This window comes from Neobacillus massiliamazoniensis (assembly GCF_001048695.1).
Lineage (GTDB): Bacteria > Bacillota > Bacilli > Bacillales > Cytobacillaceae > Neobacillus > Neobacillus massiliamazoniensis.
Window position 1 is genome coordinate 752,715 of record NZ_CVRB01000003.1, and the last position, 23,701, is coordinate 776,415.

Sequence of the window (23,701 nt, forward strand, 5' to 3'; positions counted from 1 at the left end):
TATTCTACGAGTAAAGGAGAAATTACATGCACATATCAATCATTAGATGGGAGATGAGATTATGAAAGAATTTAAAGAAGTAAAAGTTACAAAAAAAATACCTACAGCGATTACCTGTAATAAATGTGGAAAGACCTTAGCATTAACTGAATACGGTCTAGAAGAAAATGAATTTCATTCTTTCAACATAGTTTTTCCTTATGGATCAATGTATGATGAAGAAAGATGGAAATTTGATATATGTGAGACATGTCTCGTCGATTTTGTAAGAACTTTCAAACATTCTCCTGGTATCTCTGGGGCCTAGCTAATGCTGGGCCTTTTATAGTGAATTCAATATTTTATAATTAAAAAAAGGACCATTTTGGTTCCTGAACATCTTCTTCAACTAAAGCCCCCATAGGCTTAAGTACAATAATTCACAATCTCTCTTTGGACATTTTTATATCCGTATATTTTTAGTGCAAAAAGGTATGATTAACAAATTTGAGTTGATTGATACTTTTATGCTTCACCTAGATGATTATGCGGCATGTACCGATCTATTTTTTTGGTTTCTTTTTTTCTTTTTATACAACCACATATAAGTCCCGGTGAACATTAGAATAGATGGAGTAAGACCGCCAGCTGCATATAAAATTTTGGTAAATATTCCTCCAAAACTACCTGTATGTAATGGTAGATGCCATATTTGATATAGGAGCCCGCTGTTTTCTTTTGGATCTAGTTTACCAACTATTTTTCCGCTAGACTGATCTAACCATAAACGTATGTTTCCATTCCCCGGATCGTAAGAACGACTAAGACGAATTTCAACAGCCCCTTCAGACAATCCTTTCCCCTTATTTCCTGGTATTATAACTTGCTCAATTTTTCCCTTAGGTACTTCTTTTTCAGCAATACGTAAAAGTTGATCTAGTGAAAGCTTCCCCGTTGGAAGAGGTTTAGAAATAAGGTTCTTTTGTGGAGGTGACACCTTGGCATGTAAGCCAAACCAACCGAATATTGTTTCATCGTATGCAAACAGAGCACCAGTTAATGAAACAATCAAAAGAAATGGAATGGACACTCCTCCGATGACTTTATGTACATCATATTTCTTTATATATGCGTTTTTACTGCGTCTCATTTTAAAACCACTTTTCCACTTTTTTATCCCTGGCCACCATAAATATATTCCTGACAAAGTGATAAAGAAGAATAGAAATCCAATGATACCGACAATATTTTCACCATAGAAATTTTCTAGGAGAAGAGATATGTGAAAATAAAGGATAATATTAAAGAATGATTTATCTCCCACTGTTCCATTTATATGACCTGTTCCTGGATCCACATAGATTGTTTCCTGTTTAGGACCTTCTTTAAGTTGAAATAAGAAAACACCTCTAGAATCTGGTGCATTTGGTGTATATACTCGATTAATATCACCTTTTGGAAATGAATGTGATACAATTTTCAAGGCTTGTTGATACGTTACTTTTTTGCCTTCTGTGACTTTATACAACTCAGGATGTAACAGGGAATTTATTTCAGGTTCAAATACGAGTAAACTTCCTGTTAGTCCAATTAATACGATAAAAATGCCTACGAACATGCTCAACCATAAATGAATTTTTCCAATGACTTTACGCATTTTACAAAAAACCAACTTTCCACAATATATTTATCACCAAGTAATTGTACTCACCATCAGAAAGGAGAGATGTAGTAATCCCACTCACATCCTTTCCATCGCCCAGCTTCACAAATAAAAACGAATAAAAAGTGAGGTTTATTCGGTTTACCCATTTTAAGGGTTTTTTTCGACTGTATGTGAAAAAATATCCATTTGATTATTCTTTTTTGCTTGAATCTAATCGGTTTTTTTGTTGCCGAAGGATATAGATCATAACAGAACTTTGCAAGCCATAAGTAGATTAACAAGAATCACTTAAATCAACAGCAATAGGTAAAGGCTGTGCGATTAATTATTGAGCAATGCAATCCATTCGCAAACATTAAGTGTGAAACTAACTAATTTGTTATCATTCTTTGATTTCCCTTCTTCAACAAACCTGCCAGTTACTTCAATAAGAAAAGCATTACCGTTGTACAAGTAATGCCCCGCTAGTGAAAAAGAGATTAATAAATCAAACTTCACTTTAATAATGCCCATTGTGATAACCGTTCCTTCGCCTTCAGATTTATTTGCCAATTTCACTCTGCGAGAGTTGAGTAAATATTGTAGAAAAGGAGATTTTTTGAGAGGAATGTTAATCAAGGATATTCAATTTTTGACGGTGCCTGTCAACACCCAAATTTTATCTAAGGTTGTAGTTTTTATATTCTTTGACATACCCCAAGCAACTACCTCTTACCAAGTCCTTCAATCACTTCATCCAATATATTTACTCTTTCCAAAACTGTTCCAGTAGAATGACAATCATGGTACCTACCAGTAATCCATTACTTAAAACATATTGTAAGGAAGAAGGAATTCCGCTAAATGCACTTTCTGGAAGAAACATGATACCCAAACTGATTAATAATGTAATTCCTAATATTGTTAATCGACGTTGATTTAATTCTTCACGTAAAATCGATTGAAATGAAATTCCTATCATTTGGACAAATGTTGCTAAAAGTGCGGCATTAGCAATAGGACCTGGTAGCAAGGATATAAAGCTTACAATTAAGGGAATAAAAGAAATTCCTGCTAATATGAGACTTGCTATAAGGAACGACTTCACTTTTTTTTGTCCTGTTAGTTGAATAAATCCTGCTGATGCAGGTAATGGTACAATTCCAATTGTAGAGAACAAAGACGAGATAACATGTGATATACCTCCGACCCATATACCACGGTTCAGTGTTTGCTTTTCATTTTCTTTAGATAACGGAGCCACTTGTTTAACAGCCGAAATAGCAGCAATCGTATTTGCAACTAAAAGAAATGTAAATAAAGTTGCAGTTAGAGTCATTCCAATATCGAATCTAGGTGTGCCCCAAGCAAATATCTCTGGTAACTTAACTAACGGTGTATGAGAAGGCATATGAGACGATTTTCCTAAAAAAGCATACAAAAGCCAACCACATGAAATTCCAAGTAACACAGCGTAACTTTTCATCCATCCTTTCCCTTTAATTGATAAGAAAGTAATAATGGCAAAAACAAAGAGTGCAATAGTAGCTGTTGTATAATCAGGATGAGTTACAGCTCCTTGTAATCCCATCATTCCTTTTAGTAACACACCACTAAGCTGAAGAGCTAAGATTAAAAGAAAAGTTCCTGTAACCAAAGGTGTAAATAAACGTAGGATTCGATGCACAAGCCCTGTTATACCAAGAACGAAGAGTAATATACCTGCAATAATTAATCCACCTTCTAAAAGTTTTAATACATCTTTTGCACTTTGTCCCTGCTGCATAGCTATTTGTCCCAGTATGACAAATATACTTACCCATGAACCGGCTGGACCATCCGCAATGGGATAGCGATGCCCCAACCAAGCTTGTATAAATGAACTTACTCCCACAACTAAAAAAGTTCGCTGCATTAATGTTGAAATATCTTCTATTGATAAATGGAATATACCACCAATAATGATAGGCAATGCAATTGCATTTGCTAATAAAAACAAAAACCACTGTAGGATACTAAAGCTGGTATCAAAGTATTTTTTATTCATATTATTTCCCCTTTTAGAAAAAGAATCTCATAGTAAAAATCCATCCTTTCTATACATAGAATAAAAAAGATGGATTTTTTAGGTTTATAAAATCATTTAAACTTTATAGATAGATTTTTTTAATTAATTACCATGTACGGAATGGTAAGAATTTTCCGTTAAGTGTAATAACGATACGAGGGTCGCCACCTTTTGGATCTTCTTGTGTGTCCACACCTAGGTGGAAGTTAATTGCACTCATTACACCTTCGCCAGCTTTTTCTAGGATTAATTCTCTAATAGTTGGTGCGTATTGTAACATCATTTCATATAATCGATATAAGATTGGGTCAGTAGGAGGCATTTGCATTACTTCACCTCTAAGTGGAACTACTGTTAATGCTTGAACTACTTCTTCAGCTAACTCTAATAGTTCACCCATTTTTTCTGCTTCTGAACGTGTCATTGTAGCTTGTCCTAATAACGCTGTTACAACCCAAGTCTCAGAGTTTTCACTTACCTTTGAAATTTCTTCCCATGTTAAACCTTTTGCAATTTTTGCTTCCATAATTTTTTGCGTAGCTTCTTTTCTATTCATATCTAATAACTTCCTTCCATTTAAGTAATAATAATTAATTTTTCACACCATTTAATGCTTTATATCCATCAACTAACAAATCTAATTTACCTGTGTGAGGATCAATAACTAAACCATGTACAGGTACGTCTTTAGGAATTAAAGGATGATTTTTTACTAAATTAATATTAGCTTGAATTGAATCTTCGACATTATCAAATCCAAATAACCACTTTTCAAGGTCAATTCCAGCATATTCAATAGCTGATAAAATTTCTGGTGATGCCACTCCACGATCTAATATTTTTTGTAATGTCCCTTTCGGGTTACTTTGGCTCATACCACATGCATGGTGTCCAATAATATAAATTTCATCTGCATTAAGTTCATATACAGCAGTAACGATACTACGCATAATACTGCCAAATGGATGAGTAATAGTTCCACCTGCAGTTTTGAGGATTTTAGCATCACCATTGTGGAGATCTAAAGCTTTAGGTAGCAGTTCCACCAATCGAGCATCCATACATGACACGACAACCATACGTTTTTGAGGCATTTTTGTTGCTTCATAAGGAACGTATTCCTTATTTTCTACAAATTGCTCATTGTACGATAAAATTTCTTGTAGTAACATGTTTGTAACCTCCTTTAAATCTAGATGTATTTTTTGGTTACGTCCTCTATGTTATTAGTAAATATAACTGATAAATAATGTGATGTAAGAGGATAAACTAAGTATAGTGAATTGTATCGATAAGCAGAATAAGTTGGCGAAACACTTTCTGGCTTTCTACTTTCACGATGAAAGGATTGGTTTATATCATTGATCAAACAGATTTTGAGATACTGAAATTATTAGGAGAAAACTCAAGAATACAATGGAAAGAACTTGGTCAAAAAATACATATGACGGGGCAGGCTGTAGGAAATCGAATTCGAAGATTAGAGGATTTAGGGATTATTGAACAATATACAATCGCAATAAACCGAATCAAATTAGGACAAATAGTAACTGCATTTGTTACTTTGTTCGTTATAACAGCTAATCATCAAGAGTTTATGAATTTCTTTCAAGAAGAAGAAGGAATTTCTGAAGTACATCGTATAAGTGGTGATGGATGTTATTTATTAAAAACACATTTTGCTTCCAATGAAGAATTGGATAACTTTCTAGGCCGACTATTAAAGTACGGGAATTATCGTGTTAACCTATCAATAGGAAAGTTAAAATAAGATCGAATATGTCTTAATTGCAGGCACAACCTAACATCTAACTAACTCAGAAAACTCCTGATGCTTGTATCGATTCAATTTCCTTCTATATGTTTCGTGGTCAAAATGTGGTCAAAGATTACATCATGCCGTCCGTAAGGTGAGGGTGTGTAATATCTTACATGCAGTGTGCGAAAAGTGCGGTATATTAATTTTTTACCATTTTTTGTCTGTAACGTCTTTAACGGGATTTTACCTTTTTTAATCGGATTGCGTTAGCAAAATGTTAGCAATTTCAAGCAACAAGTATATTAACCGTTGTTCGCACACTCCACATGGCTTGGATAGTGATGGCAGATAAACATAGATGTAGTAGTGTTTACTTTTAAAATTTGACTACGTAAAATTAAACGAATTAGAGAAGACTCTTATCTTTTTTAAGAATTGTTGTTTAGTCGTGTTATGTCTGCCTTTTGAGAGTGAATCGTAGGAAATAGATCACATTATATAAAAAAGGGAGTCAAGCCATGGTAGCTTAACTCCCTAAAATAGATTTTGTTTGAAAAGAGTATTAATTTTGTTCAGCAAAGACTATCAAAATAAATTTCTGTAGCTTAAAGGTATATTCACTTCAGGAATCATCTCGAATTATCTTGCAGTAGCTCCACCATCAATAACGAACTCTGCCCCTGTTGTGAAAGAAGATTCATCAGATGCAAGGAATACAACTGTATGTGCAACTTCTTCAGTATTGCCCATTCTTCCAAGTGGATACGCGTTATTTAATTCCTCTTTCGTACGTCCAGTTGCTTCTGAAGCATAATCTGTCATTGCAGTTTCAATAAATCCTGGATGAATAGAGTTTACACGCACACCTTTGCTAGCGAATTCAATAGCAGCATCTTTTGTCATGATGCGAACCGCACCTTTACTTGCCCCGTAAAGAACATGTCCAGGAGCTCCAAATAAACCGGCAATTGATGAAGCATTAATTACAGAACCACTCTTTTGTTCTGCCATCACAGGCATCACATGCTTCATACCAAGGAAAACTCCTGTTACATTTATAGACATTAAACGATTCCATTCATCTAATTCTATTTCTGCAAGAGGTTTGATGATATAGATTCCTGCATTATTAAATAATACATCGATTTTATTGAAATGGCTTCTCGTTTCACTAACAACCTTTTTCCAATCGTCTTCGTTGCTTACGTTATGTTGTACAAAAATGGCTTCAGCACCCATTGCTAGAATCTCTTTAGCAGTGTTCATACCCGCTTCTTTATTAATATCAGTAATGACTAACTTTGCCCCTTCTTTCGCAAATTTTAATGCGGTCTCCCTACCAATTCCAGTTCCTCCGCCAGTAATAATTGCAACTTTGTTTTGTAATCTCATAATAAACCCTTCCTTTCTTTAATTAGATGTCTATATCAAAAAAAATAATTAAGCCTGCTTTTTTAAATTCGGATTAACAAACAACAAAAATAATAATGAACATAATAGAATTGCACCTGACACGATTAAAATAGAATTATTATATCCTTGAATAATATTATCTTTTGATAAACCAATGAGAAATCCAGTGGCTACAGGAGCTATCATTCCACCTACATTTTGAAATGACATTAAAATACTTGCCATAAGACCACTTCGCTCCGGTACTAGCGTCATCATGATTTGTGGAGCAATCGCAAAGTTTGCACCCGTTAAACCATATGCCACACCAAATGCAATGATATTCCAAATAGGATTTGGTATAAACACTACAGAAGCAAGTAACATACTGCCAATAACAGCTGATACGCCCGTTACTACTACACGGGATAAACGCCAATTTTTAGTTTTTGCTAGCACTTTATCAGATACCATCGACACTAGAAAAATGATTGCAGCGGAACTTATTCCAACTATTGATACAGCTACCCCCATCTGACTAGAAGTCAGACCTGTCACTTTAGTTAAAAAGTTCGGCATCCAAATTGCCGTCCATACGACGAAAATAAAAGAAGAGAAGGCCAGAAATAATGTGAAAATAGAAGTTGGTGAAAAAATTGCCTTTACTACTTCTTTACTACTTTTCTTTTGAATACTATTTTCAACCGTATTTTTTGTTGCTGCCTTTTGCTCTATACTGGACGGGCTTTCTTTTGTAGTGATCATAAATAGGAGAAACCAAATTACACTTACTCCTCCAAATACGGCAAAAGCAACTTTCCAGCCAAATGTTGTAAGTCCAACAATTACAGGCGCTAAAACTAATCCTCCTGTTGTGGCTCCTAAAGTAAATAAAGAGCTTGTGACTCCGCGCTTTTCAGCGGGGAACCACTTATTGATATGACTTAGTGCCACTGGACCAAATGGGCCTTGAAAGATTCCTAATAGGACTCTATATAGAATCAGCGCACTAAACCCATTAATCGCTAGAGCCCCAAATTGTAGGACGCCCCACGATAACATAAGAATGGAAAGGATTTTTTTCGTTCCAAAACGATCAGAAAATGCAGCACCGATAATCCCGGCAATTGGAAATATCCAATAATAAGCACTTCCCACCAATCCCCATTGGCTAGAATTCAAACCAAAATCTTTCATAATTAATTCCGCTGAATAGCCGACAATATTTTTTTCAGAGAAATTAATTAAATTCCCAAAAAACAAAAAAGTAATGATTCCCCAAAGAACCCAGCTGTATTTCCTACTCGATTCTAATGGCTTCTTACTCATTAGTAATGACTTGTCCATCTAGATGTCCATCCCCCTAAAACATTATTAATGAAGTTAACCTCTTATTAGGTATAATAGAAACAAATCTTTCAATTAGAATTTGGATTCACTCCAATTTTTTCTTTTAAGGTCGTTTGATAAACCGTTTTCAATTTGATTGGGTTCCATCACATATTTTCTAATTGGCAAAGCGTTGTTGCCGTATAATAGAAATAGGGTATCTCTCCACCACGCTAAGGATTATGTGGTATTTTTCCATATTAAAATCGCGGAGGTCCAATATTTTTTATGTTTAGAACCACTAGGCCCAAGGTCTATAAACGATGGAAATTTACTCAAGAGTGATTCCGTATTTTGAAAGTTGTCACAAAATCTTCACATTTTTATTTTACAATTTCACAGCCAACCAGAACTATCCTTTATATTGATGGTTAATCCTTATTTCACACCCTCAATATATAGGTAATTATTCATTAAAGGAGTTACTTTAATTAATGAGACCTGATTTATTTCCCCATAACGATATATCATTTGAGGAATTTAAAATCTTTCTAAAAACAAATAAATCCCAACTTCAAATGAACATTAATGTGCAAATAAGATTAGAATCAAATCTATCCAAAGAAGAGCAGTCTATTATTGAGTTTCTCGCAAGTTCATTTTTGCAAATTTTAACTGAACCAAATGAAACTAAGGCTCAAACCGACTTAGACACACTTTTAAATACTTGGATACAAACGTATTCAATGATTTTGAATTATCATTACTTACACCGATTCTACCTTACTCTGGAAAAGGCTTTTGCCAATTTATTAAAAAATTCAAAAGACGTAAAGGCTTATTCCTATATGTTGTACTTACCTAGTATTGCTTCAAGAATTTCCAACATATTTTCTAATTGGAATAATACTACTAAAGAAGAGTTTCATTTCCATTCTTCACAGAGCTTGTTACTTTCATATTTGGAGTTATTTCCAATTCAACAAATTTATCTCGTACAGGATCATATAACTAACCCGGTCATTTTTGGTTGGGGCAGATCAGAAGATGAAACAAGCCGAGGTATTCCTTTTTATCCGATTGTCGATTCAAACAAAGGTCAATTAATCGAGTTATTTGAGCAGTCACTACGCTTGAAATTTGGTGAAACTAGCATATATCTATACCCAAAAACAACATTAGAAAAGGAACAAGAAGAAACAATCAGTAATTATCTGTTTCGTTTTAATATTTTCGCTAGTAATAATGCACGATATGGAAAAAATTCACTAAATAAACTTAAAGTTCTAGATGAATTTAATAAAGTTCTCATAAGCTGCACTGGAAGAAATGACTTCATAAAAATAATAAAGGGATGCGAAGAGCTGCTTAACTATAAAAGATGTGTTTTCTATGCATATATCCCTTGGTCAAATGAGTTTAAAGGTGTTATTGGTAAAGAATTATCAAAAGTTCAAAAAACACAAGGATACGTATATCCAAATCAGTTGTTTCATACCATGATAATTACAAGAAAGCCAATATTTATTAAAAACCCCGTAAATACGGTAAAAAATGAGACAATTGAGTTATTCAATCTATCTTCACTAATTGTTGCTCCAATATTTCATTACGAAGAAGTTCTCGGTTGGATGATTTTTGATCAGGTGGGAAAAGAGTTTGACTGTACGCAAGAGGATTTACAACTTATAGAGGAAGTTTGTAACAGAATAGGATTATTTCTAAAGAATATCGGTCATAATGTTTCACCAAGTAATAAAATCGAATTAACTGATCGCGAGTTAAGTGTATTAACTCTCCTAGCAGATGGATACGATAATAAGAAAATGGGAGAGTTCCTCCATCTAAGCGAGCATACAATTAGAGACTACATAAGCAGTCTTATGTTAAAGTTAAAAGCTAAAAATCGTACCCAAGTTGTTTCATCTGGGTTCCGTCTAGGATTGTTAACCTAATTTCTAAGCAATTCACTTTTTCATGATTAATATTAAATAAAGTGCCTGGTTCTCCTTCGAAGAGTGGTGACATCGTACTAATATCACGTAACATTGGTACGCTCCTCAACTCGGAAAGCCATTAATGCCGCATACAAGCAAAAGGGCAGTCACTCATTAGTGATCTGCCCTTTTTAATAGAAGTTGTGCGACACATGTTTCGGAATTTGCACAACTCTGTTCAAATTATTTAGCTGTTAAGCGGTAAAAAGAAAACCCCTAAAAAGTGGCATCAACAGCGATATAATCTTACCTTTTTATTCGGATTTTATTTACTTCATGTGTATGAAGGACAAAGATGACCTCATGATCTAATGTAACGAACAAACCGAAGTCCTTTTGAAGGATCTTCCATTTCCCTGATTTTTCTTATTGAGCAGTGTAACCTCCATCTATCATTAAAGAACTACCTGTGACAAAGTCATTTTCACTCAAGAAAATAATTGCGTGTGCAATTTCATCGGATCTTCCAAGTCTTCCAATCGGGTGCTTCGCAACTAGCTCATCATAGGCTTCACCCATTACTTCTTTGTTAACCAGGCCGCTTTCAACATAACCTGGGCAAACAGCATTTACTCTAATGTTATTTTTTGCGTACTCAAGAGCAACTGATTTAGTCATAATATTAACTGCCCCTTTACTTGCATTATAAGCAAACACTCCTGATTTTCCAACGTGCCCTAACACGGAAGCTGTATTCACAATGGAACCGCCACCATTTTTTAACATTTCACGAATTGCATATTTCATTCCAAAAAAAACACCGTCTTGGTTAATTCGAATAATTCTATCATAATCTTCGAATGATAATTCGTGAGTAGAGGCTTTTACCGCTACTCCGGCGTTATTCACCATTACATCAACTCGACCATAATGTTTAACCGTTTCAGAAACTAGGTTTTCTACAGATTTTTCATCGCCAACATCGACCTTCACAAACAAAACATCTGCACCAGTAGCTTTCAATTCTTGCTCAAGACCTTTACCGCCTTGCTCGTTAAAATCAGCGATAACCACTTTAACCCCTTTAGCTACAAAAGCCTTCACAGCAGATAATCCGATACCTGAAGCACCACCTGTTACAATTGCAACTTTGCCACTTAAATTTGTCATAAGTAATTCCCCCTTTGATTATGCAAAATATTAATATATTTTGTTTACGCTAAAATTATTTCCTCATTTTAAAATCTACTTAAGAGCGATTTTGCATTTTGGAAAATGCCACAAAATCTTCACATTTTTTATTTTACAATTTCACAGCCAGCTAGAACTATCCTTTATATTGATGGTTAATCCTTATTTCACACCCTCAATATATAGGTAATTATTCATTAAAGGAGTTACTTTAATTAATGTGACCTGATTTATTTCCCCATTACGAAATTCATTCGAGGAATTTAAAATCTTTTTAAAAACAAATAAATCCTAATTTCAAATGAACATGAATGTGCAAATAAGATTAGAATCAAATCTATCCAAAGAAGAGCAGTTTTAAAAGACGTAAAAACCAAAAGTTCAAATAGAATTAAAGTTATATCAGATTATGTTCTGCAGATTCTTCAAGATCGAAAGAACAAACAGCAAATAGTGCAACAAAATCTTGGATGCTTTAATAAGGATAATGATTTAGTAAATTGCACAGATGACGGTAAGCCAATTGAACCAAGAAATCTTTTGCGCCAATTCTATCGGCTGTTGGAAGAAGCTGATGTCCCTAAAATAACCTTCCATGATTTACGCCACTTACATGCCACAGTCCTCATGGCATTAGGAGAAAATGCAAAAATCGTGGCCGAACGGATGAGGCATTCCCGGGTACAGGTTACTTTGGATACCTATTCCCATGTTAGCAACGAAATGCAGCGAAAAAGTGCAAACCGATTTGAGGATGCCATCCTGCAAAATTAAAATAAGTTGTGTTTGTGCAATAAATGTGCGATTTCACCTGAAAGGTGGTTGGGTCAAAAAAATGATTGAAATAAAAAAAAGCGTGAAACCCTTGTCACACAAGGATTTCACGCTCCTAAAATTGATGACCTGTGAGGGACTTGAACCCCCGACCCCTTCCCTGTCAAGGAAGTAAAGTAAATCGGATTATAACAGTTTGAGTTTGAAAGTGTTGATTTAATAAGTTTTTATTAATTCTATTTCGGATTTAAACAGGTGTTTTTGGTGGCAGGATGCTTGATTTTGCCACCAACTTGCCACCAGCCACCATTATTCCATAACGCTCAGAAGGTTTACACCCATACAAAAGCCGAATACACAGTTTATGATGACTCTCTACTTTAATTCTTGTTCAACTAAAGCACCCTATAGTTTAAGTACAATCCTTCACAATCTCCTTTATTCCTTTCTTTTTGAAGTATATATAATTTCAATGGTGTTTTTTAGTATTAACGGCTTACTACCGGGGTGTCAAGTGTTGCATAAAGTGTAATAATTCCAATAATGGTAAGGAGAAGCAAAATTATCCCTATCCCAATAAAGAATTTATGTATTGTCTTCATTTTATATTTTCTCCTCCCTTAGATATTCATATTGAGTGTATATAATTCGTCACTAAATATTATTTTCCTTCTTCAACTCCCTCAGTTTAATACGATTTTCTCACGAATACTCGCTTATTCGCAGGATTTCATATCCCTTTAAATAGAGTTTACAGTTAAAAGAAATACGTTCAGATCATTATGGCTTCGTGAAGGCATAGTGGAATAAAGGAGTTGATTAGAACTCCATATTTTACCACATGATGTACATTCTCCACGCCGCCCCTGGAGGCTTTCCCTCCCATGTCTCAACGGGTCAATCGCCCTATCATTCCTTCGTCATGCCTATCCAAGGGGTGGAGGCCAGTTATGCTATCCTAATGGGTCAGCGCCCTTATGTTGAAAAAATCTGGTACTCCGTACATATTTGAAATCCTACGAATAAGCCAACATTCGGTCAATACAAGTTTGCAATATGATATATTTCCATACAAAAAGAGGACGGATAATCTTCGATTATTAAGTGTTACTAGGCCGCCATCGGTGATAATGATTGGAGTTTATCAGGACAATAGGATTCATTACGTCGAGAAATACCCACAAAAATCCTTGCTAACTTGCCAACTAACTTCATTATTGATTTCATTTTCTTCATTTTCTTAACTTTAACATTATGAGTGTGTAATGTTTTAAATTCTGGATTGTTCGCTACTAGACTCATTGTTGCTAAGAAGAGGAAACGCCGTAGTCTAGACCTTCCACGCTTCGAAATGACAATTTGTCCTTTCCACTTACCTGAACTTGCTTCGGCTAAGTGTAAACCCGCATGGCGAAGTAGAGAATTACCATGAGAAAAGCTACTTAAATCTCCAGCCTCACCTAATATGCCAGCTAAAGAAATTTCACTTATTCCTTTAATGGTAAGTAGCTTTTTAGAGAATGGGATTTTATTTAATACTTCTGTAACTTGTTTTTCAACTCTTTCGAGTTGCGTAATAGCCAAATCATATTCCTCTAATAGTTGCTCAAGATGAAATTTATACGCATCAAGTGCTTGTCTAGTGCCAACGGATTTCCTAGCTACTTGGAGGAGTAAAATGGCCTTTTTTAATCCAGGCTGCCTCTTCATAATTGATTTCCACCCTCTAATAATGTCGTGAGGCTGTAAAGTTTCTAATTCCACTGGCGATGGGAATAGTCGGAGAGTTGCGATTGCCCCTTTAGCTTTAATATCTTTAAATACCTGTCTCAGTTCTGGAAAAACAATATCTACCCAACGATTTAATTGATTAATAGAACTAACGAGGCGTTTAACTACTACATCACGATTAGACATAAGAACCCTAAGTTTTTCGAATGATTCCGATGTGTACCTAACTTCAGAGTAGTAACCGTTCTTCACCATATCAGCGATAACTAAAGCATCCTTTTTATCGCTTTTTGATTGAGAATTATCACGATTTTCTTTATTCCTTTTTACTAGATGTGGGTTTACTGATACTACCTCAATATTCTGTTTGGATAACCATTTTGAAAGGTTAATCCAATAGTGTCCAGTTGGCTCCATTCCAACTATAGCTTCATCTAGGTTGTTTAATCTTTGTAGATTTTTAATCCATATTAGTAAACTTGCAAATCCCTCTTCATTATTTTTGAATGCAAGTGGATCTCCAACCACAATTCCACGGAAATTAACAGCTCGAGCTACATGTAATTGTTGTGCTATATCCACACCTACAATAAGATGTTTAACGGAAATTCTTTCTATTAGTTGATTTTGTTTGTTTTGCATTTTAAACTTCATAGTAGGGTTCCTCCTAAAGTTGTGAGTTAGAGTGGTGTCTATACTCATATCTTACTGGGGAGCCCTATTTTTTTCAAAGTCGAAAAATAACGATCTACAGGAATGCTATCCTGCCCCGTTAGTGGAACAAGCAAAAAGCCGCCGAAGCAGCTGGTGATCTTCAACTCTTGCTACCCGTTAGCTGAATAGGACTCCTCTATTTCATACACATTATGTACCTGAATTGTATCATTAACATATTCCAAAAGTTCTTCAGGGAAAGAGATAAATATTATAACCCCATTTGTAGCATATATTTTTAGTAAGCCTTCATCCAATGCAAGTTTACAATAATCAGTGTCAAAATATTTATAAATCAATTTTTTATATGGTTGATTGCCAGGTATATAGCTATCCCATTCAGTGCCTATTCTGTACCAATCACAACCAGCACGTTAATGGTTATCATTAACGTTTAAAAAAATGGTTGGATAGATTTCAAGGAGTTGCGACCAAGTATCTCACAATTACCTTTTTTGGCATCGGTTCCTTGAATTAAACAAAAAAATGCCATTTGACAAGCGTGTGAAAGACATACTGCTTAGTTCCTGTCAGAAAGTGAATTATACCACCGTTGAAAGTATTAGAAGGAGCGTATATAACTCTCCTTCTAGGGCATTGAACTGACTGTAAACTCGATAATAAGTGCAAAAAAACCTAATAGTACGGTGATTAATGTTGAAGTAAATACAATTCTTTTGGTGACTACAATGCTTTTTTCTGCGGTGTTTAACCTTCGATACAAAAGATAAATTATTACGCCCAAAAGAATTGAACTTACCCAAACAATTAATCCTGTTTCTGTAACTAATTTTTTCCAATCAAATATCCAGAAGTACAGAATGAATAATTGAACAACCACCAAAGGTGCTGAAACTATTGATAAAAGGCTCTTTGACAATATTACCACTCCCAAACATAATCATACTATTATTCTTGGAAAATTTACCAATACCTTTTGTGTTGAATAACAACAATCTAGAGCCTTTGTAAAACACAATGGAGAAAAAGAAAGAATCGGAAGGTACGGATTCTTTTTTTCTCATTTTTGAATGGAGATTGTCTAATTAGGTTCAATTTTTCGAAGAAAATGCTGTATAAGAAACTTTCTGCAAACTCTAATTAACTTCAAGTAAATCTAGGTTAATGTGATCTAATACTCCTGCTTGTTCAGTAAAAAAGAACTCAATAGTTTGTTTATTAGATTTGTCGATATATCCTATAACTTTATATCCAAGTTCATCAGATCGTTCAAAATATTTTTTTCCATAGCCTCTAATGATTTCATCTCTTGTTGACATAGTCGAAATACCCTTAGAGGTTTTAAAGGTGGAATCATTACTAGGTGTTGAGATTCGAACAATTTCTTTCTTTTTATTGGTTGCAATAACTAGATTGTTATTAAGCTTATAGTAGTTGTATATAGAATTTGGAATAGTTTCTAGTTTCGTACCAAATTGCTTGACAAAATCATCAGACTGGATAGAATCTAATAATTTAATTTCATTGATACTTTCATTTTTTATATTAGTTGTAGGCGTTTTTGAAATCTTTGATGATCTATCACCAATACACCCCCCAAGGAGTAGTAGAACGAAGCTTGTAATGAGTAGCATAATACACAATTTTCTTAAATTAAAAAGTTGGGATTCAAAAGCCACATTCTCCATCTTTTGTATTCACCCTTGTCATCTTTTTTAATCGTTCAATCATTGCAGCTTGACCTAGCTGATTTTTTTCCTCTTTTATCCTCTTAATTCCCATTCTATTACACTTTTTGGATTTTTTAAAATTATTATTATTGTCAAATTACAACTATCTTTATCCAACTAAACTGCCCCGTTAGCTCAAGAAGAAAAAACAGGATCGCCGCAGTCCTTTTGTTGTAAGAAATGCCCCCGTTACTAAATTAACGGGTTCAGTTAGAAGGTGGAAAATTTAATTTGACAGATATTTTGACAATAAAATTGGCAGGTATAAGAAACAAATAAAACAATAAAAGGATGTCATTTGACATCCTTTTTGGCTTATTATCGACTATTTCTTTTCTTTAAAAATAAATAAATGATACCAATCAACAAAATTGCTCCAATAAAATATGGTAATAAAATTTGCCAATTATATTCGCTATTGACTTGTTTACCGCTAGCACCATACTTTCCGTTATAATTAACTTTTATAAATAACCCTTCGCTTTTCTTAACTGCGATTGCATCTTTTGTATTAACACCTTTGATTTCGTAGTATTCAGTACCCTTGAGAAACTGATTTGAAAAATTTCCACTATAAGTGCCTTCTCGGTCTGAATACTCAGTTACCTCACCTATTTTCTTACCGATTTTATTGGGTTCGATATGAGTTTCTGAAACAATATAGGAATTACCATCGTAAACTACAAAAGCGTATGCCCAATCAGCATAAGTTGTACTAATAAGCAAAGTACAACCAATTAGAAAAACGAAAAATAGACTTATTATCTTTCTCAACTACATCCCCCCTATAAAATTAAACGAATTCAACATTAATATCGTTTCTTCGTTTATCTATTATTTGACTTTTTAAACTATATCCCTATCACAACAAAAATATCACTACTTTTAAATTTCCCACCTCAAACATTTTAATGTTCAGAAAACCTTCTTCAACTAAACTGCCCGTTACTTCAATAAAAAAATGCGTCTCCACTTATTGTGGAAACACCCCGTTGATTAAAACTTATCTTCATTCTCTGTATAAGTATCCTCCATTACTAAATTTATGATTATTATCGACTTTGTCTAAATAGCCATTTATTTGAATACGTGGATCATCTATTCTGAGCAATGATTTATCTCCCATGCCTTCCAACGGCATAAATGCTTTTAATGTAATGGTTTCTCCTGGTTGAATATCTAATTTGTTTCCCTTAACTTCAACTTTATATTCGTTACTTTTAATAACATTTGTTGTAGTTATTATTGGATAAGAAACAAATACATTATTTTGCTTAATAACAGAATCACTGCCATTAATCAGTTTTATGGAGTATACAATAACTCCTTCCATTGTTTGTTTTTCAATAAATCCCCAACTAATTTTATTTACTTCGTTTGGGGAAATTGCTACTTTATTTTCATTAACACACCCTGCTAGTAAGGCTAAGGTTAACAACATTACAGACAAATGTTTAATTTTCAAAATAAACCAGCCCCTTATTTACCTTTTATTACTATTTTATCACAAAAATCCATTTTTGGTTTTTTGAGTTAAAAACCCTTTCTTCAACTAACCTGCCAGTTAGTTTAAGTGCAAACATTCACATTCTATCTACCAAATTTAATAATAAAAACATTTTATCTTTTAAGGCATAACAAAACCCTCAAATTTGAGGGCTAAAAAGGTAAATCATCTACTGCTTCATTCTTTTTTCTCCATTCCAATATCTCAAATTCCATCACTTTTTCAGTGATATCCAGTTCTCCATTTAGGATTACTTTTTCTAACACTGCGTGGTAAGACATATCCTTTTGTATTTGCTGCCAAAATTCTAAAGCCACTTGTTCAACCTTTTTTCCGCGCAAATAAAAAGTACCGCCTTGTGTTAGTTTACTATCTCCTTTGTAGTGAATCTGGATTGATACGTTCATTTATTTCATCCTCTTTTAGTCAAGTTGCAAATTTTTTTCTTATTATCTCATACTCTTTCTATATCCTGCAGCTTCAGCATCTTCTTCAGTACAAAACATTTCTTCTGCTATAGTTTTATCATAGAATTGACCACCAGGAACATGATAAATTTTTTCGCCATTATAAGTTGTAAGATTACCTTTTATTTTTGGATCATCACAAGTACCACTGATATTTTCTGAGTCGGCAATAGTATTATTACTGCATGCTGTCAAAATGAGCAAAGACAAAACAAATAAACATTTTTTCAATTTATTAATCCTCCTCTTTAATAACAAGATTGTTATTGAAACGTTTATGTTTTTAACAATCGAATTATTATAAATAGTTTAGGATTTCATTTTTAAATATCCAAGAAGATACTCTTCAACAATTGCACTTATATTGACTTCCTTTTCCTTTAACTGATCAACTATTTCTTTTGTGATGGATAAATTTATGTTTATCTTTTTCTTCGTTTCTGGTAATCTCTTTCTCCCCATTATAATTCCTCCATAAAAGTATTTCCTTTTATTGACTTTTTACTATCTCTTGGTACAATCTACTAGGTAAAACTTTTAGAAGCTGGTGAAACGTTATGACTGAAAACCAAAACAAATTTGATCTAACTAAAATTTATGATTTCAAAGAATTACCTGATAAAGAAAGTGGACGTTGTGACAATTGCGGTCAGGCACACTTTAAATCAACAGTTGGTAATGGTAAGTTTATTCGTGAATGCAGTCATTGTGGCATGAAGAAGAGTATTTAATACAATTAAATACAATTTATTAGGATCATAAAAACAAATGGGATTCCAAATCCAGAAGCAACTTGAATTATAAACTTACCCTCTAACTTCCTAAAAATTAGTAAAGAGACACAGAAATAAACAATCAAAACCTCCGTAAACATAAGTGCTATATTACCTAAAATACCATCAACAAAATTATCAAACATTTTAGTCGCTAATGATCCGAATAGAAAACCAAGAAACGGAATGATTAGTAGAAAACCGTCTTTAATTTTCATAAGACTAAATCCTTTCTATCCTTTTTAAATATTGCTTTATTCACTCATCAAAACCCATTCTTAATGAGAGGGGGCTTTTAGTAATCTTTTCTTAGCTTTTTCTGAGGCCTCGTGTATACTGCTGCCAAACTCTATAACTGTGAATCTCCCAACTTTTGCCGATACTTTTATTCGGTGTTTTTTCAAGTGATAGACCTTATATAGGATTCCAGCCTCTTCGTAACTATAATTAGCATTTATCTTCACTTTTGTTCACAGCCTTCCCTTCTGGATAAATTCACCAGGAAAACGGAAAGTCCTTGTGAACGTTGTGTGAATAAAGAACCCCTCAATAAAGAGGGGCTAAAAAGGTTATTATGTTTAAACTGTCTTTTTTGAACAATCGCTCCCGTTTGTTTAAGTGAATTTTTTCACAATTTTTTCATTATTTTTAGTAGGAGAACATAGTTGCAATGAAACTCAAAAGGATACCTAGCAGAACAAAGAAACTCGCTAATAATAACCTCTTGTTCTTATTTTTCAAAAAGTCATCAGGAAGAGAGTGTACATTTTTAAAATTTTTTATTTGTTTTTTTACAAAATAAATATTTAAAACACCTGTAACCCAAAAGATTAATCCTACTAAAGCTAAATATCTATACCATTCCATTAGAACTATCCCTCGTCTCCAATGACCCCCAATTATTGAAGTTACTTAAAATTACATAACTTTTATTAATTTTACTACTATAATGGCTTTTTTTCTGTTAATTCTTATTGAACTAACCTGCCACGTTAGTGGAAGAAGGAATGTGATTTTTAAAAAATTCTCCGCGCACATTATTATTTTTGAAATGGCGAGCACACATACCCCCCCACCCCCTTAACTATTGATGAGGAAACAAGCAAGTCCTTTTAAAAAAAAGAAGCTCTCATTTCCGAGAGTTTCTCTACATTTTTCGGTTACGTTTTCATTGTTTCCCTTTATCTCTCTCTATAGCGTTCTTCGCCCGTATCAGGGTGCTTTTACTTATCCCTGTTGTTTCCTCAACTTGCTTATATGAGTGTGTTTCTAGAAGTTTAAGAGCCAATTCAATTTGTGCCTTTTTAAATTTCTTCGGTCTTCCTTCCTTAAAATCACCCTTTTGCTTTGCGATAGCTTTCCCTTCTTTAGTTCTTTCTACAATCAAGTCCCGCTCAAACTCTGCAAATGCCAAGAATATGTTTAAAATTAACCGGCCCGTTGGTGTATCCTCAATGATCCCCATGTTCAAAACGTTCACTCTTACCCCGCGTTCAAAGAGTTGTTTGATAATGGCAATTCCATCAATCGCAGAACGAGCAAACCTGTCCAGTTTTGTTACGATTAATGTGTCACCTTCCTTTAAAGTTTTCAGTAGCTTTTGAAATTCTTGTCGCTCAGCTTTTGTTCCAGTAAACTTTTCAGAATAAATCTCTTCGCATCCAGCACTTTTTAAATGTTCCAGCTGCCCTTGTAAATCCTGGCCTTGAGTACTTACTCTTGCATATCCATAAATCATCATTTTCACCCCTTTACTTTTGGACCTAAGTTATGGCACCTGTCAATACCTTGATTTTATCACTTCCATAATTTGGTGTCAAAACTTTTAAGTTATGATACCAAGAAATCAAAAAAGCCGATTTCCAAATGCAATCGACTTCAAAATATTCTTTAACTAAAGCTACCCGTTACTTTAAGTGTAATCCTTCACAAAGTTGAGATGTAACGGGTTAGTTTAAGATGTGTTTCAATCGTGGATTAGAAATAAAAAGAAGTTTAAATCACATACTTTTATGTAATTCCGTATTAAGTTTCATCCTTTAGAGGACTTTTACAATCGCACAGAAGCCAACCAATCCTCATCTTTTTTAATCCTATGTTTCCCCTTCTTATTTTTGATTAAATAAAGAAGCCTTAGCAGGCTTTTACCGTCCTTTGTAGTTCTTCTCTTACTTTTTTACTCCCTGATCCTATAGCTCTATAAAATACACCAGTTTGCAGCAGTCAATTCTTTTATGAAAAGTAACCATTTGTTGAATAAGTAACAAGCGTTTCTACTTATTGTAGAAACGCAACTAGACAAAGCTCTAAATTTTTCTATCAATGATACGGGTACGATGGATAAGGGTAAGGGTAAGGATAATAGTATGGGTAAGGGTAGCCGCCAATGCCTGGTCCACCAAAACCAAGACCTGGATAATAACCAAGTCCAGAGCCTGGTCCACCTAAACCAAGACCTGGAGCAAAACCAACGCCAGAGCCAGGTGCGCCTATACCAGGACCACCAAAACCAAGTCCTGGACCAAAACCAGCGCCAGAGCCTGGTCCACCTAAACCAAGACCTGGAGCAAAACCAACGCCAGAGCCAGGTGCGCCTATACCAGGACCACCAAAACCAAGTCCTGGACCAAAACCAGCGCCAGAGCCAGGTGCACCTATACCTGGACCACCAAAACCATGACCTGGTCCGCCTAAACCATGACCAGGGTGATGGCCAATCCTCTCATATGTTGGACTATAAGCATTATAATTAAAAATCACGTTCATCCTCCTCATTTAATTTACATTAGAGCATATGCATTTTTGGGGATAAATTCTTGGGCATTCATCCTGATTCTTTAAATATCATATGACAAATGCGGATAGGGTAATTTATTTAAGCTAACCTGCCACGTTACTTCAATAATAAAAGCCGCCTAAATGGCAGCTGGATCTTCAACTATTGCACCCAGTTAGTTGTACAAAACACACTTGAAGCGACCCCTCTAAAAAACAATAACTAGATAAGTCGTAAAACAGTTGTATAAGTAAAATAAATCATCAATCCAATACAAAATATCATTATTTTTTTATTTCCTTTTTCCTTAGCAGAAAATGTCATCGCAAGAAGAATGGAATTAAACGAAAAAAAACCAATGATTCCAGAACCTTTATAAGTGAACGGTTTAAATTGAGCAACTATTGCACAAACAAGAAAAATCATTACACCTAAACACCATAGTATTGGTACTTTATATTTTTTTATAAATGTAAACAACGTAAATTCATCCTCCAATTATATTTATTAATATAATCGAGACAATTATATCTATAAAATCGTTTCCTGTAACTTGGGGTAATTTAACCTTTTTTATAAATTTACTCCTCCTTATTGAAGTAAAGCCCACATTAGTGAAGTAAGGGCAGTCTGACTTTGTTAAAACATATGTAACAAAAATTGCAACCAAAAAAAATCAAAAATCATAAGGATGCCTATCCCAAACAAAATGTAAGCGGAAATTTTGTGTTTTTTCATATATTCTTCAACCCCACCCACAATGACACCACAAAAAAAGAAAAGATAGCCCAATCTGGTAAGCCATATCGTAAACGAAGTTTCAGGGGTGACTAAGGATGAGTGGATAAGGAACATAACAGTTCCTATTATCATCAACAAATACCAGAAATGCCGCTTGAGTTGATTCAATTTATTCACCCTCACTTACATTTTTATTAGAATAAATTTATAATTTCTTAACAAATAACTGTTTTCTTTAGGCTGTTTTCGTAAACTTTGTTGTTTTCAAGTGGTCTTGATTTACAAGATGCACATAAAGCTCAAAAATATTTAGTTTCGTTTGACTAATACAAAATTTCATTTAGAAGATTAACAATTAGGTCAAATCTTTTGCCATCTAAATTATATGAATTATTTAAATCACTTGAAGGTTTAGCGGTAATCTGGATACCATCCTCAATTAGCACTACGCATATGTCTATTATTGTAAAGTCTTTGAAGTATGCTTTATGATATGTTATTTCAAAGTTATTCTTAGTTTTTCGCTTTAAGAAAAATCCATTTTCTCCCCAGTGTACTATTCTTTTTATATAAGTGTTTTTGTAAGTTTTACTACTTAGTTTATTGTGGAATTTTTCTATGTCCATTTGTGAAATCCACGTATATTCTTGCATACTTACACCCCAAATATAAAATATCTTTGCGTGTGTTATACCTATTGATGAAACATTTAGACCTATTGATTTACAAAAGGAAGTTGGAAGTTGAAAGTTGAAGAGAGATTCAGGCTAAAATTTCCTGATGCAATTAACCTGCTTCGTTAATTGAACAAGCAAAACCTTTTATTTGCAAATTGTTGTCGTATTACTGCTTAACTCTTCTAAATATGACTGGTGCGAAGTTAAAGTAGATAGAAGTTAAAAATGCACCAACAATAGTACATATATAGTTGTGTTGACCATATTTATCATTTAGCAATTCTTTTCCGTACTCTAATAACAAGGTTAAGAAAAGTACCATTAAAATCAAAATAATTCTGGTATATTTATACTTTTGAGGTTTGCTAAATAATGTGTTATGCACATCTGTCTTTTTAATTATCCAGCTAAAAATAGCAAAAAAAATCAAAAAGATTATAAAATACGTAAGAAAATTCATTTTTCCATACCTCTACTCAAGCTAACTTTTTTGTTATGAATAAGCGTATTCTACTATATCCATCATTTTTTACATACGGAAATTTAATCC

26 protein-coding genes and 2 pseudogenes are annotated in these 23,701 nt (G+C 33.9%); 6 read left to right on the plus strand and 22 right to left on the minus strand.

All coding sequences use genetic code 11. The features are described 5' to 3' along the window. The first annotated feature begins 61 nt into the window (after positions 1-61). Positions 62-307, plus strand: coding sequence for a hypothetical protein (locus BN1082_RS16400; protein WP_141650876.1), 246 nt, complete (start codon positions 62-64; stop codon positions 305-307). Between the two features lie 216 nt (positions 308-523). Here BN1082_RS16400 and BN1082_RS16405 read toward each other — a convergent pair whose 3' ends face one another. The 5 genes from BN1082_RS16405 to BN1082_RS16425 form a co-directional block, all read right to left on the minus strand. Then, positions 524-1,636 carry a PepSY-associated TM helix domain-containing protein gene (locus BN1082_RS16405; RefSeq protein WP_090635847.1) on the minus strand — a complete coding sequence of 371 codons (1,113 nt, stop codon included), beginning with the start codon at positions 1,634-1,636 and terminating at the stop codon, positions 524-526. 330 nt (positions 1,637-1,966) lie between these two features. Next, positions 1,967-2,197, minus strand: coding sequence for a hypothetical protein (locus BN1082_RS16410; RefSeq protein WP_090635849.1), 231 nt, complete (start codon positions 2,195-2,197; stop codon positions 1,967-1,969). A 193-nt stretch (positions 2,198-2,390) separates the two neighbouring features. Beyond that, positions 2,391-3,671 carry a purine/pyrimidine permease gene (locus BN1082_RS16415; RefSeq protein ID WP_090635852.1) on the minus strand — a complete coding sequence of 427 codons (1,281 nt, stop codon included), beginning with the start codon at positions 3,669-3,671 and terminating at the stop codon, positions 2,391-2,393. Between the two features lie 127 nt (positions 3,672-3,798). Continuing rightward, on the minus strand, positions 3,799-4,248 hold the full coding sequence (gene cynS / locus BN1082_RS16420; protein ID WP_090635854.1) for a cyanase: 450 nt from the start codon (positions 4,246-4,248) through the stop codon (positions 3,799-3,801). 34 nt (positions 4,249-4,282) lie between these two features. Beyond that, positions 4,283-4,864, minus strand: a complete 582-nt coding sequence (locus tag BN1082_RS16425; RefSeq protein ID WP_090635857.1) for a beta-class carbonic anhydrase — start codon at positions 4,862-4,864, stop codon at positions 4,283-4,285. Positions 4,865-5,031: 167 nt separating this feature from the next. On the opposite strand from BN1082_RS16425, the gene BN1082_RS16430 reads away from it, so the two are divergent. Beyond that, positions 5,032-5,463: an Lrp/AsnC family transcriptional regulator gene (locus BN1082_RS16430; protein WP_090635860.1), complete on the plus strand. Its 432-nt coding sequence runs from the start codon at positions 5,032-5,034 to the stop codon at positions 5,461-5,463. 627 nt (positions 5,464-6,090) lie between these two features. Here the strand turns inward: BN1082_RS16430 and BN1082_RS16435 are convergent. Both BN1082_RS16435 and BN1082_RS16440 read right to left on the minus strand, forming a co-directional pair. Then, positions 6,091-6,843, minus strand: coding sequence for an SDR family NAD(P)-dependent oxidoreductase (locus BN1082_RS16435; RefSeq protein WP_090635863.1), 753 nt, complete (start codon positions 6,841-6,843; stop codon positions 6,091-6,093). Between the two features lie 48 nt (positions 6,844-6,891). Further along, positions 6,892-8,190 carry an MFS transporter gene (locus tag BN1082_RS16440; protein WP_090635865.1) on the minus strand — a complete coding sequence of 433 codons (1,299 nt, stop codon included), beginning with the start codon at positions 8,188-8,190 and terminating at the stop codon, positions 6,892-6,894. 476 nt (positions 8,191-8,666) lie between these two features. On the opposite strand from BN1082_RS16440, the gene BN1082_RS16445 reads away from it, so the two are divergent. Then, on the plus strand, positions 8,667-10,127 hold the full coding sequence (locus BN1082_RS16445; protein WP_090635867.1) for a LuxR C-terminal-related transcriptional regulator: 1,461 nt from the start codon (positions 8,667-8,669) through the stop codon (positions 10,125-10,127). Positions 10,128-10,535: 408 nt separating this feature from the next. Here the strand turns inward: BN1082_RS16445 and BN1082_RS16450 are convergent, their stop codons facing one another. Further along, positions 10,536-11,279: an SDR family NAD(P)-dependent oxidoreductase gene (locus BN1082_RS16450; protein WP_090635870.1), complete on the minus strand. Its 744-nt coding sequence runs from the start codon at positions 11,277-11,279 to the stop codon at positions 10,536-10,538. A gap of 360 nt (positions 11,280-11,639) precedes the next feature. Here BN1082_RS16450 and BN1082_RS16455 point away from each other — a divergent pair, with 360 nt between their 5' ends. Beyond that, positions 11,640-12,074, plus strand: a complete 435-nt coding sequence (locus tag BN1082_RS16455; RefSeq protein WP_281177028.1) for a tyrosine-type recombinase/integrase — start codon at positions 11,640-11,642, stop codon at positions 12,072-12,074. 1,110 nt (positions 12,075-13,184) lie between these two features. Here BN1082_RS16455 and BN1082_RS16460 read toward each other — a convergent pair. Continuing rightward, positions 13,185-14,459 (minus strand): IS110 family RNA-guided transposase, encoded by a 1,275-nt coding sequence (locus BN1082_RS16460; RefSeq protein ID WP_090635876.1) that lies wholly within the window; start codon positions 14,457-14,459, stop codon positions 13,185-13,187. Positions 14,460-14,880: 421 nt separating this feature from the next. Between BN1082_RS16460 and BN1082_RS16465 the strand changes: the two are divergent. Next, positions 14,881-15,125 (plus strand): annotated as a pseudogene (locus tag BN1082_RS16465) (hypothetical protein); the annotation flags it as partial. Here BN1082_RS16465 and BN1082_RS16470 read toward each other — a convergent pair. From BN1082_RS16470 to BN1082_RS16500, 7 genes and pseudogenes are all read right to left on the minus strand, one after another. Further along, positions 15,109-15,399: a hypothetical protein gene (locus BN1082_RS16470; RefSeq protein ID WP_090635878.1), complete on the minus strand. Its 291-nt coding sequence runs from the start codon at positions 15,397-15,399 to the stop codon at positions 15,109-15,111. The pseudogene BN1082_RS16465 and the gene BN1082_RS16470 overlap by 17 nt on opposite strands. Before the next feature lie 217 nt (positions 15,400-15,616). Next, complete coding sequence (locus BN1082_RS16475; protein WP_090635881.1) at positions 15,617-16,168, minus strand: hypothetical protein; 552 nt, start codon at positions 16,166-16,168, stop codon at positions 15,617-15,619. Between the two features lie 360 nt (positions 16,169-16,528). Continuing rightward, positions 16,529-16,984, minus strand: a complete 456-nt coding sequence (locus BN1082_RS16480; RefSeq protein ID WP_245640463.1) for a hypothetical protein — start codon at positions 16,982-16,984, stop codon at positions 16,529-16,531. Between the two features lie 235 nt (positions 16,985-17,219). Further along, the gene (locus BN1082_RS16485; RefSeq protein ID WP_090635884.1) at positions 17,220-17,675 is read right to left on the minus strand and encodes a hypothetical protein; all 456 of its coding nucleotides are present in this window, start codon (positions 17,673-17,675) and stop codon (positions 17,220-17,222) included. Positions 17,676-17,869: 194 nt separating this feature from the next. Next, complete coding sequence (locus BN1082_RS16490) at positions 17,870-18,124, minus strand: hypothetical protein (RefSeq protein WP_090635886.1); 255 nt, start codon at positions 18,122-18,124, stop codon at positions 17,870-17,872. A 42-nt stretch (positions 18,125-18,166) separates the two neighbouring features. Next, positions 18,167-18,334: pseudogene (locus BN1082_RS27045) on the minus strand (sunset domain-containing protein); the annotation flags it as partial. A 159-nt stretch (positions 18,335-18,493) separates the two neighbouring features. Then, on the minus strand, positions 18,494-18,646 hold the full coding sequence (locus tag BN1082_RS16500) for a type II toxin-antitoxin system CcdA family antitoxin (protein ID WP_090635890.1): 153 nt from the start codon (positions 18,644-18,646) through the stop codon (positions 18,494-18,496). Positions 18,647-18,741: 95 nt separating this feature from the next. On the opposite strand from BN1082_RS16500, the gene BN1082_RS27700 reads away from it, so the two are divergent. Beyond that, complete coding sequence (locus BN1082_RS27700) at positions 18,742-18,915, plus strand: DUF8096 family protein (RefSeq protein ID WP_090635892.1); 174 nt, start codon at positions 18,742-18,744, stop codon at positions 18,913-18,915. 5 nt (positions 18,916-18,920) lie between these two features. Here BN1082_RS27700 and BN1082_RS16510 read toward each other — a convergent pair whose 3' ends face one another. From BN1082_RS16510 to BN1082_RS16540, 6 genes are all read right to left on the minus strand, one after another. Further along, the gene (locus BN1082_RS16510) at positions 18,921-19,175 is read right to left on the minus strand and encodes a hypothetical protein (RefSeq protein WP_090635895.1); all 255 of its coding nucleotides are present in this window, start codon (positions 19,173-19,175) and stop codon (positions 18,921-18,923) included. 430 nt (positions 19,176-19,605) lie between these two features. Further along, the gene (locus tag BN1082_RS16515; RefSeq protein ID WP_090635898.1) at positions 19,606-19,824 is read right to left on the minus strand and encodes a hypothetical protein; all 219 of its coding nucleotides are present in this window, start codon (positions 19,822-19,824) and stop codon (positions 19,606-19,608) included. Between the two features lie 301 nt (positions 19,825-20,125). Beyond that, on the minus strand, positions 20,126-20,695 hold the full coding sequence (locus BN1082_RS16520; protein ID WP_090635900.1) for a recombinase family protein: 570 nt from the start codon (positions 20,693-20,695) through the stop codon (positions 20,126-20,128). A 581-nt stretch (positions 20,696-21,276) separates the two neighbouring features. After that, positions 21,277-21,717, minus strand: a complete 441-nt coding sequence (locus BN1082_RS16525; RefSeq protein WP_176699839.1) for a hypothetical protein — start codon at positions 21,715-21,717, stop codon at positions 21,277-21,279. A gap of 238 nt (positions 21,718-21,955) precedes the next feature. Continuing rightward, on the minus strand, positions 21,956-22,213 hold the full coding sequence (locus tag BN1082_RS16530; RefSeq protein ID WP_090635905.1) for a hypothetical protein: 258 nt from the start codon (positions 22,211-22,213) through the stop codon (positions 21,956-21,958). Between the two features lie 584 nt (positions 22,214-22,797). Continuing rightward, positions 22,798-23,127, minus strand: a complete 330-nt coding sequence (locus BN1082_RS16540) for a P-loop NTPase family protein (protein WP_090635910.1) — start codon at positions 23,125-23,127, stop codon at positions 22,798-22,800. Between the last annotated feature and the right edge of the window lie 574 nt (positions 23,128-23,701).